10 protein-coding genes are annotated in these 17,139 nt (G+C 65.9%); 4 read left to right on the forward strand and 6 right to left on the reverse strand.

Annotated elements, in window-relative coordinates; all coding sequences use genetic code 11:
- Positions 1–5: 5 nt before the first annotated feature.
- On the reverse strand, positions 6–959 hold the full coding sequence (locus CO675_RS11050; protein WP_097671963.1) for an AEC family transporter: 954 nt from the start codon (positions 957–959) through the stop codon (positions 6–8).
- A 121-nt stretch (positions 960–1,080) separates the two neighbouring features.
- Between CO675_RS11050 and hspQ the strand changes: the two genes are divergently transcribed.
- Positions 1,081–1,413: a heat shock protein HspQ gene (gene hspQ, locus CO675_RS11055; RefSeq protein WP_024584048.1), complete on the forward strand. Its 333-nt coding sequence runs from the start codon at positions 1,081–1,083 to the stop codon at positions 1,411–1,413.
- 50 nt (positions 1,414–1,463) lie between these two features.
- Here hspQ and CO675_RS11060 read toward each other — a convergent pair whose 3' ends face one another.
- Complete coding sequence (locus CO675_RS11060) at positions 1,464–2,738, reverse strand: MFS transporter (protein ID WP_198964568.1); 1,275 nt, start codon at positions 2,736–2,738, stop codon at positions 1,464–1,466.
- Between the two features lie 388 nt (positions 2,739–3,126).
- Positions 3,127–3,960 carry an invasion associated locus B family protein gene (locus CO675_RS11065; RefSeq protein ID WP_097671964.1) on the reverse strand — a complete coding sequence of 278 codons (834 nt, stop codon included), beginning with the start codon at positions 3,958–3,960 and terminating at the stop codon, positions 3,127–3,129.
- 384 nt (positions 3,961–4,344) lie between these two features.
- Between CO675_RS11065 and CO675_RS11070 the strand changes: the two genes are divergently transcribed.
- The 3 genes from CO675_RS11070 to CO675_RS11080 all read left to right on the forward strand — a co-directional run bounded on the left by CO675_RS11070 (position 4,345) and on the right by CO675_RS11080 (position 9,012).
- Positions 4,345–6,081 carry an extracellular solute-binding protein gene (locus tag CO675_RS11070; protein ID WP_198964584.1) on the forward strand — a complete coding sequence of 579 codons (1,737 nt, stop codon included), beginning with the start codon at positions 4,345–4,347 and terminating at the stop codon, positions 6,079–6,081.
- 43 nt (positions 6,082–6,124) lie between these two features.
- Complete coding sequence (locus tag CO675_RS11075) at positions 6,125–7,678, forward strand: AMP-binding protein (protein ID WP_097671966.1); 1,554 nt, start codon at positions 6,125–6,127, stop codon at positions 7,676–7,678.
- 107 nt (positions 7,679–7,785) lie between these two features.
- On the forward strand, positions 7,786–9,012 hold the full coding sequence (locus tag CO675_RS11080; protein ID WP_097671967.1) for a hypothetical protein: 1,227 nt from the start codon (positions 7,786–7,788) through the stop codon (positions 9,010–9,012).
- A gap of 101 nt (positions 9,013–9,113) precedes the next feature.
- On the opposite strand, the gene CO675_RS11085 is transcribed toward CO675_RS11080, so the two are convergent.
- The 3 genes from CO675_RS11085 to CO675_RS11095 all read right to left on the reverse strand — a co-directional run bounded on the left by CO675_RS11085 (position 9,114) and on the right by CO675_RS11095 (position 17,035).
- A complete protein-coding gene (locus CO675_RS11085) occupies positions 9,114–12,743 on the reverse strand; it encodes an AIDA repeat-containing protein (protein WP_097671968.1) in 3,630 nt (1,209 codons plus the stop codon).
- A gap of 486 nt (positions 12,744–13,229) precedes the next feature.
- Positions 13,230–16,748: a transcription-repair coupling factor gene (gene mfd / locus CO675_RS11090; RefSeq protein WP_097671969.1), complete on the reverse strand. Its 3,519-nt coding sequence runs from the start codon at positions 16,746–16,748 to the stop codon at positions 13,230–13,232.
- Positions 16,745–17,035, reverse strand: a complete 291-nt coding sequence (locus CO675_RS11095) for an FAD assembly factor SdhE (protein ID WP_097671970.1) — start codon at positions 17,033–17,035, stop codon at positions 16,745–16,747. Before CO675_RS11095 ends, mfd begins: the two co-directional genes overlap by 4 nt.
- Positions 17,036–17,139: the final 104 nt, after the last annotated feature.

The following is a 17,139-nucleotide window of genomic DNA, read 5'->3' on the forward strand; positions in this document are numbered from 1 at the left end:
TCGTCTTAGGGAAATACCAGCCGTCCGCTCTGGATGAACCACATCACGCTGGTCAGCGTGATCACCGAGGCAAAGGTGCCGATCAGCACCGCGACCGATGCCGGCTCGATCCACGTCTCGTTCTGCCGTGCGATCACGAACACGTTGAGCGCCGGCGGCAGCGAGGCCATCAGCACCGCGGTCGCGGCCCAGGGCTGCGCGAACGGACCGAACAGCAGCATCAGTCCGAAGGCCAGCAGCGGATGGATCAGAAGCTTGATCGCGACCACGCCCGGCACCTCCCACGGCACTCGCTCGAACGGCCGCAGCGCCACGGTGATGCCGAGCACGAACAGCGCCGTCGGTGCGGCGGCGTTTTGCAGGAACTGGATGGTGCGGTCGAGCGCGACCGGGATCGGGATGTGAAACGCGGCGACCAGCGCGCCGAACACCGCAGACATGATCAGCGGGTTCTGCACGATCTGCTTGAGCACCACGCCGAACGCGTGCAGCAGCGAGGGATGGTCGCGGTCGGTGAGTTCGATCAGGAGCGGCACGATCGAGAACAGAAAGATGCTGTCGCAGCAGAAGATCAGCGCGGTCGGGGCCGCCGCCTTGGTGCCGAGCACGGCGAGCGCCAGCCCAGGCCCCATGTAGCCGATGTTGCCATAGGCGCCCGACAGGCCCGCTAGCGTCGCCTCGCGCAGCGACAGCCCGCCGATCAGTTTGCCCGCGACCATCGCCAGGAAGAACGCGATCACGGTTCCGAGCGTGGTGGCGATCAGGAAGGGCGGGTTGTTCAGCTCGGCGAACGGTGTCTTCGACATGATCCCGAACAGCAGCGCCGGCAACGAAACGTAAAGCAGGAAGAAATTCATCCAGGCGAGCCCGCTCTCGGGCAAACCCTTGGCTTTTCCGCACGCGTAGCCGATGAAGATCAAGCCGAAATATGGCAACGCCAGATTGAGGATATCGATCATTCTGAAAGTAGTTTCTCGGCCGGATTTCGGGTCGTTTTTGCAGGGCTGGAATCGGTAAAGCGAGGGTTAATTCGAGGCTTAGCCCCTAGCATCGGCCACAATGTTGGTCTATCGACGAACCATGATCAAAGCGCGCACCGCCAAGTTTCAGATCGGGCAGATCGTCCGTCACCGGGTGTTCTCCTTCCGGGGCGTGATTTTTGATATCGACCCGGAGTTCAACAACACCGAGGAATGGTGGCTGTCGATCCCCGAGGACATGCGGCCGCACAAGGACCAGCCGTTCTATCACCTGCTCGCGGAAAACTCGGAGACCGAGTACGTCGCCTATGTGTCTGAGCAGAACCTGCTGCCCGACGATTCCGGCGAACCGATCCGGCACTCTCAGGTGGCGGAGATCTTCGTGAAGGACAAATCGGGCGGCTACCGTCCGCGCAACCCGTCGCTGAACTGACGCGCGGCGCCTGTCCGGCGACGAACGCGACGGCGCGGCTTGCAGCCTGCTCATACCCCCCCACGCGCGGCCAGCGCCGCCGCGATCGCCCAAACCGCAAAACCCGCAAGCGCCAGACCGGCACCGACGAACCCGGTCGAGGTCCAGCCGTAACCGGCTGCGACGGCCATTCCGCCGAGCCATGGCCCCAGCGCATTGGCGACGTTGAAGGCGGAATGGTTGAGCGCCGCGGCGAGGCTCTGCGCTTCGCCCGCGACATCCATCAGCCGGGTCTGCAGCACGGTGGCGAGCGCACCGCCCAGCCCGATCAGGAACACGTCGGCGCTCAGCGTCCAGAAATTCGCGGCTGCGAGCGGATACAGCGCCAGCGTCGCCGCCGACCACAGCAAGAGCCCGCCCGCGGTTGCCATCAGCGCGCGGTCGGCGAAGCGCGGCACGATGATGTTGCCGGCGGTGAGGCCGGCGCCGAACACGCAGAGCGTGACGGGCACCAGCGCGGGCGAGGTGTGCGTCACCGCCAGCATGGTCGACGCCAGATACGTGTAGACCGAGAACAGTCCGCCGAAACCGATTGCGCCGATCCCGAGCGTCAGCCAGACATGCTTGCGCCCGAGCGCCGAGAGCTCGCGCAACGGGCTCGCCTTGCGGTCGGCGACGTCACGCGGCGCGAAGATCAGAACCAGGACGGACGTCAGCAGCGCGAGGCCTGCAACGATCGCGAATGCCCAGCGCCAGCCGATCGCCTGCCCCACGCCATTTGCCAGCGGCACGCCGATCGTCGTTGCGATGGTGAGGCCGAGCAGCACGCGGCCGACCGCCACCGTACGCTTGTCGATCGGGACCAGCGATGCCGCGACCAGCATGGCGATGCCGAAATAGGCGCCGTGCGGCAGCCCGGCGAGGAAGCGCAACACCAGCATGGTGTGGTAGTCGGGCGCGAGCCCGGAGAGGCCGTTCATCAGCGCAAAGAACCCCATCAGCGCGATCAGCAGCGTCCGCCGCGTCATGCGCGCCGACAGCACGGCGATCACAGGCGCACCCACCACGACGCCGAGCGCGTAGGCGCTGATGGCGTGGCCGGCCTGCGGCTCGCTGATGTGCAGGTCATGGGCGAAGAACGGCAGCAGGCTCATGGTCGCGAATTCGGCGATGCCGATCGCGAAGCCGCCCATCGCCAGCGCGAGATGAACGATGCCCGGATGAAAGCCGCCGGGGGCGTTGTCCTGGTTGAGGCGCCCGCCGGCATCGACCGAAGCACGGCCGCGCGGCTGCTCCGACGGCCGGGATAGCGGTTCCCGCCGCTGCGTGCTGACTCGCTGGGACATTGGGAGACTTCCATGATTGCGAACGACGGACGGCTTGCGGCCCAGGCGAGGTCCGGTCGCATCGCGCCATCACGCGTCCGCCCAGTGGCCAGGGTTCGCAGCGAACCACGCGCGCATTTGCGCATCGAAGGCGCGTTCCGCGCTTTCGTCCGGCCTCCCGTGACAGATTTATGATTGTGCTTCGACGCCGGACTTGTCCGGACAAGGCAACGCCGATGCGGCTTGGCGCGATCGATTTGCCTTGAGCGACCATCGCACACGACCTGCGCGATCACCAGCGCGGCAGGCTGCCATCAGCCAGTCTGTTTCGCATGACAAAAAAGGCGCCCTTGCGGGCGCCTTTTGCTTGCGACGATCTCGCGACTTCTTGAACGCGCGCTCGACGTTGTTACTTGGCCGCCGGGTTGGCCGGAGCCGCCGGAGCGGCACCACCGCCCGCGCCTTCCAGCTTCTTGCGCTGTTCTTCGGCGCGCTTCTGCAACTCTTCCTGCAGCTTCTTCGAGTTTTCCTCGAACACCTTCGGATCGGTCGGCGGGCCGTCATAGGCCTTGGCGAATTCGGTGTTGAGCGGCAGCGGCAAGGTCAGCGGCGCGCCGTTCGAATTGATCGCCTGGACCACGAGGTTCTGGCCCTTCTTCATGTTGGCGATCAGCTCGGGGGTTGCTTCATAGTCGGACATGCAGCCGTTCTGGAAGCAGATCACATAGGGCGCCTGCTGCGGCGGGTTGCCGTCGACGATGATGCGGGTGCCGTGCACGAGCTGCATGCCGAGCGGCAGCGTGACGCGCAGGATCTTCTTCGGCTCGCCTTCCGGCTCGATGATCACGGCGGCGATCACCGGCTGGCCCGACTCGATGCGGCCGTCCTTGCCGGTGAAGCAAACCTGCTTGGCGTTGGCTTCCTGGCCCTTGAGGCAGAACTTGGTCCAGGGGGCGTAGATCAGCTGGATCTGCTGATCCTGGGGCGGCTGGGCGGCCGCGGCGGGCGCCTGACCTGCGGCCGGTGCTGGAGCGGCCGGCGCCTGGGCTGCCGGAGCCGGCGCCTTCGGAGCTGCCTTGGGTGCCGCCTTGGGCGCTGCCTTCGGTGCCGCGGGCGCCGGCGCTGCCGGCTGCTGGGCCCGAGCGGCAGGAACCAGGAGCGCTGCAGAGAATGCCGTCGCCGCCATCAGGGCAACAATTCGCCCATGCGGCCGGACCGGGGCGGCCAAGATACGGAAATTCATTGCGGAAAACCCTTTCTGAACGGCAGCGCCCGAAACCGCTGCAGGCGCCGACACATAGCCGTTTGGGCGGCTGTCTCCTAGTCAATTGAGGCGGATACGTGACAGGCGTTCCCGCCCTCGAATTGCACGCCTTCAATACAGCGGCGCGCGGAAAGATCAATGCCGACAAGCGCATTTGCGCACCTGTCACGGCGAGTTTCAGCGCCCTGTGATAAACCTTCGGGCGTGACGTTTCGCGAATCAAATCCGGCGCCTCCTGTACGTGTTCCCGGTCACGTTTGGCGCACCGCTTTGGCTGCCATCCGGCTCGTGCTGACATCGGCCCTGGGTTTGCTGACGACCGCACTTGCGCCTGCGGCCGCCACCGAGAGCCACGCCATCGCGATGCATGGCGCGCCCGCGCTGCCCGCCGGCTTCAGCCATCTGCCCTACGCCAATCCTGACGCCCCAAAGGGTGGCCGACTGGTCCTGAGCCCCCGGGAGGGCACCTTCGACAGCCTCAATCCCCTGATTGTCAGGGGTCTCGCCGTGCAGCAGCTCCGGGGCTACGCCTACGAGCGCGGCTATGTCTACGAAAGCCTGCTGGTGCGGAACAATGACGAGCCCTTTACGCTGTACGGCCTGCTCGCCCGCAGCGTCGAGACCGACGATGCCAGAAGCTATGTGACATTCCGCCTCGACCCGCGCGCGCGCTTCTCCGACGGGCACGAGGTCACGGCCGACGACGTGGTGTTCTCGCTCGAGCTGCTGCGCGATCACGGCCGTCCGCTGCATCACCAGTATTATTCGAAAGTCGCAAAGGCCGAGGTGCTCGACCCGCTCACGGTGCGGTTCGACTTCGGTGGCGTCGCCGACCGCGAATTGCCACTGATCCTCGGACTGATGCCGATCCTGCCGCGCCACGCCACCGACGTCTCCAAATTCGAGGAGACCACGTTGGCGCCGCCGATCGGCTCCGGCCCGTATCGCGTGACGGCGGTCAGGCCCGGCACCAGCGTGACCTTCACCCGCAATCCGGATTACTGGGGGCGCGACCTGCCGGTGAACCGCGGGCTCTGGAATTTCGACGAGATCAGGCTCGATTACTACCGCGACGCCAACGGCCAGTTCGAGGCGTTCAAGCGCGGCCTCTATGACTTCAGGACCGAGCCGGAGCCGCTGCGCTGGCATGACGGCTACGACTTTCCCGCCGCGAGAAGCGGCGAAGTGGTCCGCGACACGATCAAGATCGGCACGCCCGATCCGTCCGAGTTCCTGGTGTTCAACACCAGGCGGCCGAAGTTCGCCGACGTCAGGGTGCGCGAGGCGCTGCTGATGCTGTTCGATTTCGAATGGATCAACCGCAATTACTATTTCGGACTCTACTCGCGCGCCGGCGGTTATTTCGCCGGCTCGGACTTGTCCGCCTACGGCCGCCCCGCCGATGACCGCGAGCGCGAACTCCTCAAGCCGTATCTGTCACATATCGCACCCGACATCCTCGACGGCCGCTATCGCCTCCCTATCACCGACGGCTCGGGCCGCGACCGCACCGTCCTGCGCGACGCGCTCAAGCTGCTGTCGGACGCCGGCTACGCGCTCGACGGCACGGTGCTGAAGCAGCGCGCGACCGGGACGCCGCTCCGGATCGAGATCCTGGTGACGACACGCGAGCATGAGCGGATCGCCCTCGCCTATCAGCGCGACCTGAAACGGGCCGGCATCGACGCCGCGGTCCGGGTGGTCGACGCGGTGCAGTTCGAGCAGCGCCGGGTCGCCTACGATTTCGACATGATCCCGATTCGCTGGGACCAGTCGTTGTCGCCGGGCAACGAGCAGTGGTTCTACTGGGGCAGCCAGGCCGCCGACGTGCCGGGCACCCGCAACTACATGGGCGCCAAGGATCCGGCCATCGACGCCACGATCGCCGCGCTGCTCGCGGCGCGGGAGCGGCCGGCCTTCGTCTCGGCGGTGCGGGCGCTGGACCGCGCCCTGATGTCGGGCTTCTACGCTATCCCCCTATTTAACATGGGAGAGCAATGGATCGCGCGCTGGAATCGGATAGAACGGCCTTCGGCCACGGCGTTGACGGGCTACCTGCCGGAGACCTGGTGGCAGAAGCCCGGCGCGCAATCCAATTGAGCTGCCGAGCTGAGCTACCAAGTGATTTGCGACCCGACGCGGCATGACCTGGTCCGATCGAAGCGATGCAACCGACGTTGAACCTGTGAACCAGTCGATCACCTCGCCCACGCTCGATACGTTGTTCAAGCGCACTTTGGCGCGGCAGCCCGAGGCGCTGGCGCTGGTCGACCCGATCAACAAGCAACGCGTCACCGGACAGACCCGCAAGCGCCTGACCTATGCCCAGGCCGATCGCGCGATCTCGGCGATCGCCGCCCACTTCGTCGAGAGCGGATTGCCGGCCAATACCGTGATCGCGGTTCAGCTTCCCTCGACGATCGAATTCGCCCTGACGGTGCTCGCCGCCCATCGGGTTGGCCTTGTGGTGGCGCCGTTGCCGCTATTGTGGCGGCAGGCCGAGCTGACGTCCGTCCTCAACCGCACCGCGGCGCGCGCGATCGTCACCTGCGGCAAGATCGACGGCGTGTCCTACGCCGACATCGCCATGAACGCTGCGGCGGAAGCTTTTTCGATCCGCCATGTCTGCGGGTTCGGCACCGATCTGCCCGAAGGCATGGCGTCGCTCGATGACGCGATCCTGCAGGACTCCCGGACCTCGCGCCCGATGATCCAGGACGGCCGCAAGCCGGCGCTGATCTCCTTCGACGTCACCAGCGAAGGTTTTCGTCCGGTGCCGCGCGCGCATTTCGGCCTGATCGCCGGCGGGCTCGCGATGTCGTTGGAGAGCGACCTGGCCCAGGGTGCGACCATCATGTCGGCATTCGCGCCGATGTCGTTTGCCGGCATCTGTTCGTCGCTGGTGGCCTGGCTGCTGTCAGGCGGAACGCTCGTCATGCATCACCCGTTCGACGAGGAAGCGTTCGAGACCCAGTTCAACGATCACGGCTGCGACACGCTGATCGCGCCGGCGCAGCTCGTGCTGCGGCTCGACGAGTGCGGCCTGTCGGAGCGCCTGCCCACCCTGCGAACCGCGATCGGCCTCTGGCGAACGCCGGAGCAGGTTGCCTCCAGCGCGCACTGGACCTCGCGGCGGGTGAGCTTGACCGACGTCTATCTGTTCGGCGAGGCCGGGCTGTTCGGCGCCCGCCGCAACACCGAGGACGGATCGCCGGCCCCGATCAAGCCCGGTCCGCACAGCGCGCCGCGCGAGGCTCCCGGCGCATCGATCGCCGGCGAGATCCTGCTGACGCCGAAGGGCACGCTGGGCCTGCGCGGCCCGATGGTGCCGGTCGCCGCCTATGCGCCGCCGCCGCCCCCGGGCGACACCCTGATTGCGCCGCCGCCGCGCGATTACGTCGACACCGAATATGCCGCGCGGGTCGACCGCGCGACCGGCGCCATCAACATCACCGCCCCGCCGTCGGGGGTCATGACGGTCGGCGGCTACCGCTTCCTGGCCGGGGAGTTGCAGGAGTGGTCGCGCCGTCTCGGCCAGGGTGCAATGTTGACGGCACTGCCCGACCGCCTCAGCGGCCACCGGCTGGCCGGACGGGCTCAGGACAATGCGCGGGCCCGTGACGCCCTGACAGAACTTGGGCTTAACCCGTTGATGGTCGAAGCATTTCGCGACCGCAGCGGCACTGGAACGCCGTAAAATCTTATCATTGCGTTAGTCTTAGCATTGTGTTGACGCCGCATTAAGCCATGCCAACTAGCATCGCAGCCGTTTGCTGATCTTAAGCATTGGTTTCGAGCGTTCGAATGTCTCAACAAGGTCCGGTCCTCATCGTATCGGCGGCGGCAAAGCCACCGTTTGCCGCGGTCCTCGATGAGACGAAACTGTTTCCGGTCGTGGTCACCGACTGGCACGAGGTCGGACGCGCCATCGAACAGGTCAAGCCGGCAGCGATCATCGCAGCCACCGAGGGCGTCGACTTCGTCACCCTGTCCGGCCTCGCCAAGCGCGCTGCCGCCCGCGCGCCTTACCTGCCGCTGATCGCCGTCGACCCCGCGACCACTTTGCCCGATACGGTCATCGCGTTCTTCCAGCACAAGGGCATGCCGGATCGCCTGGTCGCCCGGCTCAATGCGTGTTTACGCGTTCGCGCCCTGCATGCGACCGTGATGCGCCGCCTGGTGCCCCCGGCGCCGATCGCTTTATCGGATATCGATCCGGTCGGAGAGGCCACCGCGCTCCTGATCGGCCGCGGCGGCGCCTACCCGGCCCTGTCGGTTGCGCTCGGCGAACGCGCCGGCGTGGTTGGTGCGCTGAGCATCGAGGCGGCCGCAAAACATCTCTCCAACCGGGACATCGACGGCATCGTGCTGGCCGAAGGCTTCACCCCGCGCGTGATGGATGCGTTCCTGACGGTGCTGACCGAGGATGTTCGCTTCCGTCCGTTGCCGGTGATCGTCGCCTCCGGCGAGCTGACGCCGCGTTACGAGCTGCCCAATCTCGAGATCGTCACGGCCGGGCCGACGCGCGTCGGCGACACGGTGTTGCCGATGATCCGCCAGCATGCCTTCGAGGCGCGGCTCGGCCGCATGCTCAAGGCGATCGACGCCAAGGGCCTGATCGATCCCCGCACCGGTCTGCTCACCAAGGCCGCGTTCGAGCGCGACTTCGCGACCGCCGTCTACCATACCGCCGAGCGCGGCGGCGCGCTCTCGGTTGCCCGGTTCACCTTCGACAACACGCAGCCGCGTGCGCAATTCGATGGCGCGCGGATCATCAGCCGGCTGATGCGCCAGGCCGATTTCGGCGCCGTGCACGACGAGCGGTCGCTGGTCGTGGCGTTCGCCGGCACCGACATGCGCAACGCCCAGGCGATCACGCGGCGATTGGCGAGCGTAATGCGCCACACCCAGAACGGCCGCCGCGACACCAGGGCCGAGCCCGCCGTCAGCGTCGCAACGCTGCTCCCCGGCGACTCCGCGCTGTCGCTGCTCGGGCGCCTGTTCGGCACGCCGGAGCGTGCGGTGTCGTAACAAGCCCTATGCCGCTTGTCGGTTGCTGCAATCGCCGCGCAGGCATTGCCGGCAGGCGAAGCCACCTTAGCTCGGCGCTCCGCATGCCCTGTCTTCAGGCCTTACGCATGCTGCGGCTGCGCCAGCTGGCTGACCTGCGTCGCCGGCGGATCGACAACCAGGGTCCCGCCATGGCCGTCGCTCGAGGTCGTGAAGGTCGAGGCCATGTAGTTGCCGAGCAGCGCAATGTTCGCCGTGACGGTGCCGTCCGTCACAGTGAGCGTTCCGCCCGATGCGTTTCCACTGAAGCTCGGGGTCTGAACGTTCGCGAAACTGATGTTCGCGAAATCGATCGCGTCCGAGCCGGTCATCCCGGCGACCGTGCCGCTAAAGCTCGCGGAACTGTCGAGCTTGAGCGTCCCCGTCGAGCCCTGGAACGCCACGGTGGCGTTCGACGCCCCCGGCAATTCCAGGGTCGCGCCCGCTGCGATGGTGGCATTGCCGGCGCTCTCGCCGGTCGCATTGAAGGACTGCCACGCCCCCCACGCAATGCCATCATACGCCCGGATCCAGAGCTGGTCGGTGCCAGAGCCGGCCTGATAGGTGGTCTGGGAAAGTTGCGCCGCAGTGATGTCGATCTCGGTATTCGCGGCCTGCGTAGCTCCGTTGACGCTCCAATGCCCGTTGGTGTTGGAATCCCACAGCGCATATTTCGTGATGGCATCGCCGTCGGCGTCCGTCGCGCTGAACAGGCTCGAAGCCGCAAAGGTCTGCCCCGAGACCGTCACGACGTTGGCGACCGAGACGGTCGGCGCCTGGTTGGTGGCGGTGGCCGTGAAGCTCTGCCAGGCGCTCCACTCGCTGCCGTCATTGGCCCGCACGAAGAGCGTATCCGACGGCGAGCCGCCGGGGCCGAACACATAGCTCACCTGTGACAGGTTCGCCGCCGAGACATCGATCTCGGTGTTGGCGGCCTGGACGACACCGTTCACCACAAAGTGGCCGTTTCCGCCGGTGTCCCAGAACGCGTACTGGGTGATCGGATCGCTGTCGGCGTCCGACACGGTGAAGAGAGTGGATGCCGCCACAGAGGTCTGGCCGACCGTTGCCTGTACATTGGGCGCTGACGTGACCGGTGCGATATCGGCACGCGTCGTGACCAGCGTGCCGGTGCCGGAATCGGCGCTGACGCTGAACCGCACGCCAGGGGTTTGATCAAGCTGTAGATCAAAGGAAGAAGCCCCCTCGGTGACATGCAGGATGTTGCCTGCGAGCAAGGTCGCCGATCCGCCGGATACGAAATTGAGGCCAGCCAAATCGATGCTGTCGCCCAGCACCAGACCGCTGATGGTGGTGCCGGCCAAAGATGTGCCATCGACCTTGAGCTGTCCGCCGGAGCCGCTGAAGGTGACGCCGCCCGCGACGCTGCCGGCCTGCAACTCGACCACGCCGCCCGAAATCGTCACCGGACCGGTCGACCCACCAGAGGAAACGATCTCATTGCCTCCGGCAAAGACCGCGACGTTGCTGGTCACCGCCCCAGCCACATTGAACGTGCCGCCGCTGGAGACCGCAACATTGTGCGCCGTCGCTCCGGACCGAACGTTCAAGACGCCGCCGCTGATGACGGTCGTGTGGTCGATCGCGCCTCCCGACGACACGTTCACCGTGCCGCCCGAAATCCCGGTCCCGGAGCTGGTCACGCCAGTGACCACACCTCCGGAGAACACGTTCTCGATGCCGCCGGCAAAGACCGCGACATTGCTCAGAACCGTACCGCCGACGTTGAAGATGCCGCCGCTCGAGACGGAGATATGGTCCGCCGTCGCGCCGGACGAGACATTCAGGTCGCCCCCCGCGAACACGGTCGCATATTCGAAGGAAGCTCCGGAGAGAACGTCGACCAGCCCGAAAATTGCGGTGCCCGAACCTGTGACGCCGGTGACGGAGCCTCCCGCCGAGACGATCTCGTGGCCACCGTTCTGAATGGTGACGTTGCTGGTGATCTTGCCCTGCACATTGAGCGTGCCGGACACGTTGATCATGCTGGCCGAGCCTCCGGCCAGAACGTTGAGCGTCGCGCCGGCTGCGACGAACGTGCCCGTACCAGCCGTGCCGCTGATGGTGCCCTGGATGATGCCGCCCGACGAGACGTTCTCGATGCCGCCGCTCAGCACCGCGACCGTATTGGACGTGGTCCCCGTGACATTCAGAGTGCCGCCCGACGAGACCGTCGTCCCGGCGGCAAATCCACCAGCCAGCACGTCGAGCGTTCCCCCGGAGACGAGCGTTCCGCTGGCCGCGCCGCCGCTGCTGACGAACATCGTCGCGCCGCTTGCAACGACGGCATTCGCATCGTTGCCGGCGACCACTTCGGTGCCGCCGGAAGAGTCGGTCGTACCCGTGTCGTTGCCGCCCTTGCTGATGGTCAGAAGCCCGCCGCCGCTGACGGTGGTGCTGACGGCTGTCCCGCCCGAGGCAACGAACATCGAACCGCCGCTGAGGACGGTATCGCCGGTGTCGGTTTGGCCGCTCGACACGGTGTAGGACGATCCGCTGCTTACGGTCACAGGGGCGCTTTCGATAACGACTGTGCCGCCATTGCTGGTGACGTTCGTGACATTGGCGCCGGTGATGAGAATCAAGGTGCCGCCGCTATCAACGGTGATGCCGCTTGCGGTGCCGCCGGACGAAACGACTTCGGTGCCACCGGAACTGATCACTGTGCTGCTTGCAGTACCGCCCGCCATGACGGTCTCGGTGCCGCCGGCGCTGATCACCGTGGTTCTTGCGATGCCGCCGGATGAAACGATCTGGGCACCGCCGGAGCTGATCACGGTGCTGCTGGCGACGGGGCTGTACACGCCGCCGCCCCACACGATCTGTTCACCGCCCGCGATCAGCGTGGTGGAGATCGCCGTTGCGCTTCCGCAGAATTGGCCTTCGCCGACATACTGGATGCTGCCGCTGCCGGTGACCGTCGTGCTGACGGCGGTGCCGGTTTCAACGTAGCCGTATGGCGCAATGTACTGGATGCCACCGTCGGTGACGGTGGTATTGCTGGCGTAACCAATACCGGCGGTTCCGAACGCGGCATAGCCGATGTACTGGGTGGCACCGTCGATGATGGTGCTGACCGCGCTGCCGGCCCCGAGAAATCCAACGATCTGTTCGGAACTGCTGCCCACCACCGTGGTGTTGGACACGACGGCACTGCCGTAGGCGCCAGGGTTGTTGTTGTAGTCGTTTGAGATGTACTGGTATCCTCCGCTCACAACCGTCGTGTTGATCGCGGTGCCGCCATAGATGTCCTGCCTTCCGCCATTGAGGGTGGTGTTGCTTGCCGTGCCGCCGAAAAAGGTCAGACTGCCGCCGGTGTCGACCGTGGTGTTGCTCGCGACCGAACCACTGTCGATTGTCAGCCTGCCGCCACTGATCGTGGTGTTGATCGCGATTCCAGCACCGGACGTGTACGATGGGACATAACTGAAGCCGAGCACGGCGTTGCCGCCGCTGATGACGGCGCTGATCATGGTGCCGAGGACGTACAACTGTGCGGCACCATTTGAGTCGTAGGATACGGTGTCGCCGAAATCGGTGCCGCCGGAGGACACAACGACGGTGCCAACATCGAGGGTGCTGCTGATATACCCGCCATTCAGCACATAGAGCGTGCCGCCGTCCTGGACCGTATTGCCGCTTTGCGTATTGGAAACAGAAACCGTGCTTCCGCTGGAAACGAACACGCCCATAGCCCCTCCCCGGAAAAAATTGATCTCGAAATCCAATAAGTCTGCCAGGCTATTCGCCCCGGCGGCCGAGCCTTGCCGATGGCCCAACAGTCGACGCAAACGCCCGCTGGCCCTCGCCAATTCACTTGGCGCGAGCTCTTGATCACTGAGTTTTGGAGAGCAGTTGAAATGCTGGCAGGACGCGAACCAGATTCAAGTTACTACGTCATCCAAAATATAAACACCGGTCTGAACTAAATACACGACCAGCTTACAATTCGCGCAAAAGCCGTCAAGGTCGCGTCGGCAAAAGTCCAATGTTCCTCGCCTGTTGTTCACAATGTGGAACAGTTGCGCCCGCGAGCTGCGAGCGATCCGCGCGCTCCAAATGTTTCTGGACGTTTCCGAACAGTCATGACCGCGACAAGCGCGGCCATGACAAGTCTGCGGGAACGCCGATTACCCTCGCCCCGATGCGACAGCCGTGTCCTCCGGGGCGCGTGAACCTCACGCCGCCTTCTTGCTCTCCGCGAGATTGGCGAGCTGGCGCAGGATCTCGGTGGTGCCGGCGAGCCGTTCTTCCGGCGTATCCCATTCCTGGAAGAACACGACCTTCATGTCCGGCCGCACCTTTGCGGCCTGGCCGTGCTGGCGGATGAACGTCACCAGCCGCTCCGGATGCGCGAAGCTGTTGTCGCGGAACGCGATCACAGCGCCCTTCGGGCCGGCATCGACCTTGCCGACATTGGCCCTGCGGCAGTAGGCCTTGATCGCGGCGACCTTGAACAGATAGCGCACCTCATCGGGCAGTACGCCGAAGCGGTCGCGCATCTCGGCGGCGAAACTGTCGATCTCGTCGTCGGTCTCGAGATCGGCGAGGCGCCGATAGAGCGACAGCCGCACGCTGAGATCGTTGACGTAGTCCTCGGGGATCAACACCGGCATGCCGATCGTGATCTGCGGCGACCAGCGATCGGCAGCCGGCTCGGCGACGCCGGCCTTGAGGTTGACGATCGCCTCCTCCAGCATCGACTGGTACAGCTCGAAGCCGACTTCCTTGATGTGGCCGGACTGCTCTTCGCCCAACAGATTGCCGGCGCCGCGGATGTCGAGATCGTGCGAGGCGAGCTGGAAACCGGCGCCCAGCGTCTCCAGCGACTGCAGCACCTTCAGCCGCCGTTCCGCCTGCGCCGTGATCTTCTGCTGCGCCGGCAGCGTGAACAGCGCATAGGCGCGCAGCTTGGAACGGCCGACGCGGCCGCGCAGCTGATAGAGCTGGGCAAGGCCGAACATGTCGGCGCGGTGCACGATCAGGGTATTGGCGTTCGGGATGTCGAGGCCGGACTCGACGATCGTGGTCGAGAGCAGGATGTCGTATTTGCCGTCGTAGAACGCGGACATGATGTCCTCGATCACGGTCGGCGGCATCTGGCCGTGGGCGACCGCGACCTTCATCTCCGGCACGTTCTTGTCGAGGAAATCCTTGACGCCGGCGAGGTCCTCGATGCGCGGCACGACATAGAACGCCTGGCCGCCGCGGTAGCGCTCGCGCAGCAGCGCCTCGCGGATCATCAAGGGATCGTGCGGCGCGACGAAGGTGCGGACCGCGAGGCGGTCGACGGGCGGCGAGGCAATGATCGAGAGCTCGCGCACGCCGGTCAGCGCCAGTTGCAGCGTGCGCGGGATCGGCGTTGCCGACAGCGTCAGCACGTGGACCTGGGCGCGGAGCTGCTTCAGCCGCTCCTTGTGGCTGACGCCGAAATGCTGCTCCTCGTCGACGATCAAAAGGCCAAGGTCCTTGAACTTGATCGCCTTGCCGAGCAGCGCGTGGGTGCCGACCACGATGTCGACATTGCCGTCGGCGAGCCCCTTCTTGACCTGGTTCAACTCCTTGGTCGACACCAGCCGCGAGGCCTGCGCCACATTGACCGGGAAACCCTTGAAGCGCTCGGTGAAGGTGCGCGAGTGCTGCCGCGCCAGCAGCGTGGTCGGCACCACGACCGCGACCTGCCGGCCTTCGAGCGCCACGGCGAACGCCGCGCGCAACGCCACCTCGGTCTTGCCAAAGCCGACGTCGCCGCAGATCAGGCGGTCCATCGGGCGGCCGATCTCGAGGTCCTTCAGGGTCGAGGTGATGGCCCCTAGCTGATCCTCGGTCTCCTCATAGGGGAAGCGCGCGCAGAACTCGTCATAGACGTGCGGCTGCAGCGGGAATTTCGGCGCCTCGTGCAGCTGCCGCTCGGCCGCGATCTTGATCAATTCGCCGGCGATCTGGCGAATGCGGTTCTTGAGCTTCGCCTTGCGTGCCTGCCAGCCGCCGCCACCCAGACGATCGAGCTCGACATTGGCGCTGTCGGAGCCGTAGCGCGACAGCAGCTCGATGTTCTCGACCGGCAGGAACAGCTTGGTCTCCGCCGCATAGTGCAGCTCGAGACAGTCGTGCGGCGCGCCGGAGACTTCCAGCGTCTGCAGCCCGACGAAGCGGCCGATGCCGTGCTCGACATGAACGACGAGATCGCCGGTCGCAAGGCTCGTCACCTCGGAGATGAAATTGTCGAGCTTGCGGCTCGCCTTGCGCGGCCGCACCAGGCGGTCGCCGAGAATGTCCTGTTCGCTGATGACCGCGAATTCGTCGGTCTCGAAGCCGGACTCCATGCCGAGCACGGCCAGCATGGTCTCGTTGCGCGGCGTCGCCTGCACGATCCGCCAGGTGTTGACGCTGGTGGTGTTGAGCAGCTTGTGGTCGCGCAGCATCGCGCCCATGCGGTCGCGCGAGCCCTCGCTCCACAGCGCGACGATGACCTTTTTGCGCTGCGACTGCAGCGCGCCGATATGGCCGACAACGGCCTCGAACACGTTGACATTGCCGTCGGCGCGCTCCGGCGCGAAATTGCGGCCTTGCCGCGCGCCGGCGTCGAACACGCCGGGCGAGCCTTCCGGCACCGCGAACGGCGTCAGCCGCGCCAGCGGTGCATCGCCGAGCAGCCTGGTCCATTCGGCCTCGGTCAGATACAACTTGTCCGGCGGCAGCGGCTTGTAGATCGCGCCGCTGCCGGGATGCTCCAGCGCCTCACGCCGCGCGTCGTAGTAGTCGGCAATCTGCGTGAAGCGCTCGCGCGCGGCGTCCTCGCCCTGCGGCTCGATCGCGATCGTGGCGCCGTCGAGATAGTCGAACAGCGTATCCATCCGCTCCTGGAACAGCGGCAGCCAGTGCTCCATGCCAGGATGGCGCCGTCCCTCGGAGACCGCTTCATAGAGCTGGTCGTCGCGCTCCGGCGCGCCGAAAGCTGCGACATAGCCCATGCGGAAACGGCGGATGGTTTCAGTGGTGAGCTGGAATTCAGAGACCGGCACCAAGTCGAGCCCGCGCATGTCCAGATGCGTGCGCTGGGTCTCGGCATCGAAGGTGCGGATCGATTCGAGGGAGTCGCCGAAGAAGTCGAAGCGCACCGGCTGGTCGAGGCCGGCCGGAAACAGGTCGAGGATGCCGCCGCGCACGGCATATTCGCCGGGCTCGCGCACCGTGGACGAGCGGGTGTAGCCATTGTGCTCGAGCCAGGCCACGACCGAATCCATCGGCACCACGTTGCCGGGCGCAACCGACAGCGCCTGCGCCGCAACCTGCTCGCGCGCCGGCACCCGCTGCACGGCCGCGTTCACGGTGGTCAGCACAATCAGCGGCTTGTCGGAGCCGACCAGCCGCGACAGCTTTGCCAGCGCGGTGAGCCGCTGCGCCAAAATGCCGGAATGCGGCGAGACGCGGTCGTAGGGCTGGCAGTCCCAGGCCGGAACCTGCATGACGGCGATATCGGGCGCAAAGAATTCCAGCGCGCGGGCGAGCTGTTGCATCCGCGCGCCGTCGCGGCACACCACCGCGAGACTGACCGCCGGCCGCTTCGGCTGCGCGGCGATGGCGCGCGCCAGGTCGGAGATGACCAGCCCCTCGGCGCCCTCGGCAACATTGGCGATGGTCAGCACCCGGCCGGGCGCGAGCATCGCGGCCGGCGATTTCATCGGCTGCTTCATGCGCTGGGATCCGCGACCCGGAACGCCTTGATGCGGGCAAACAACGCGGTCTGATGCTCCGCTGCCAGCACCTTGTCGCCGGTCAGCGCGGCATAGAGGTCGGGGTCCGGCACCTCGATCAAATGCTCGAGCTCGCGCAGCTCCTGATCGGAGAGGTCCGCGATGGTCGCATCGGCAAAGCGGCCGAGGATCAGGTCCATCTCCCGGGTGCCGCGATGCCAGCAGCGAAACAAAAGCCGCTTGCGGCGGTCATCGAGCCCGTGGCTCGATCGTGTCGATCCCGTCATGTCCCAAAATCCATCAAACGCCAAAAGCCCGGACGTGCCGGGCGGGCTTGATATAGCGACGGCGGGGGCCGATGTCAGCCCTCTTTTGCCGCGTTTTGAGGTTT

This window comes from Bradyrhizobium sp. C9 (assembly GCF_002532045.1).
Lineage (GTDB): Bacteria > Pseudomonadota > Alphaproteobacteria > Rhizobiales > Xanthobacteraceae > Bradyrhizobium.

Coding starts and splice junctions, on each gene's coding strand:
- mfd (WP_097671969.1), bottom strand. CDS start 16,748: ATGAAGCAGCCGATGAAATCGCCGGCCGCGATGCTCGCGCCCGGCCGG.
- CO675_RS11095 (WP_097671970.1), bottom strand. CDS start 17,035: ATGACGGGATCGACACGATCGAGCCACGGGCTCGATGACCGCCGCAAG.
- CO675_RS11060 (WP_198964568.1), bottom strand. CDS start 2,738: ATGTCCCAGCGAGTCAGCACGCAGCGGCGGGAACCGCTATCCCGGCCG.
- CO675_RS11065 (WP_097671964.1), bottom strand. CDS start 3,960: ATGAATTTCCGTATCTTGGCCGCCCCGGTCCGGCCGCATGGGCGAATT.
- CO675_RS11050 (WP_097671963.1), bottom strand. CDS start 959: ATGATCGATATCCTCAATCTGGCGTTGCCATATTTCGGCTTGATCTTC.
- CO675_RS11080 (WP_097671967.1), top strand. CDS start 7,786: ATGTCTCAACAAGGTCCGGTCCTCATCGTATCGGCGGCGGCAAAGCCA.
- hspQ (WP_024584048.1), top strand. CDS start 1,081: ATGATCAAAGCGCGCACCGCCAAGTTTCAGATCGGGCAGATCGTCCGT.
- CO675_RS11085 (WP_097671968.1), bottom strand. CDS start 12,743: ATGGGCGTGTTCGTTTCCAGCGGAAGCACGGTTTCTGTTTCCAATACG.
- CO675_RS11070 (WP_198964584.1), top strand. CDS start 4,345: ATGCATGGCGCGCCCGCGCTGCCCGCCGGCTTCAGCCATCTGCCCTAC.
- CO675_RS11075 (WP_097671966.1), top strand. CDS start 6,125: ATGACCTGGTCCGATCGAAGCGATGCAACCGACGTTGAACCTGTGAAC.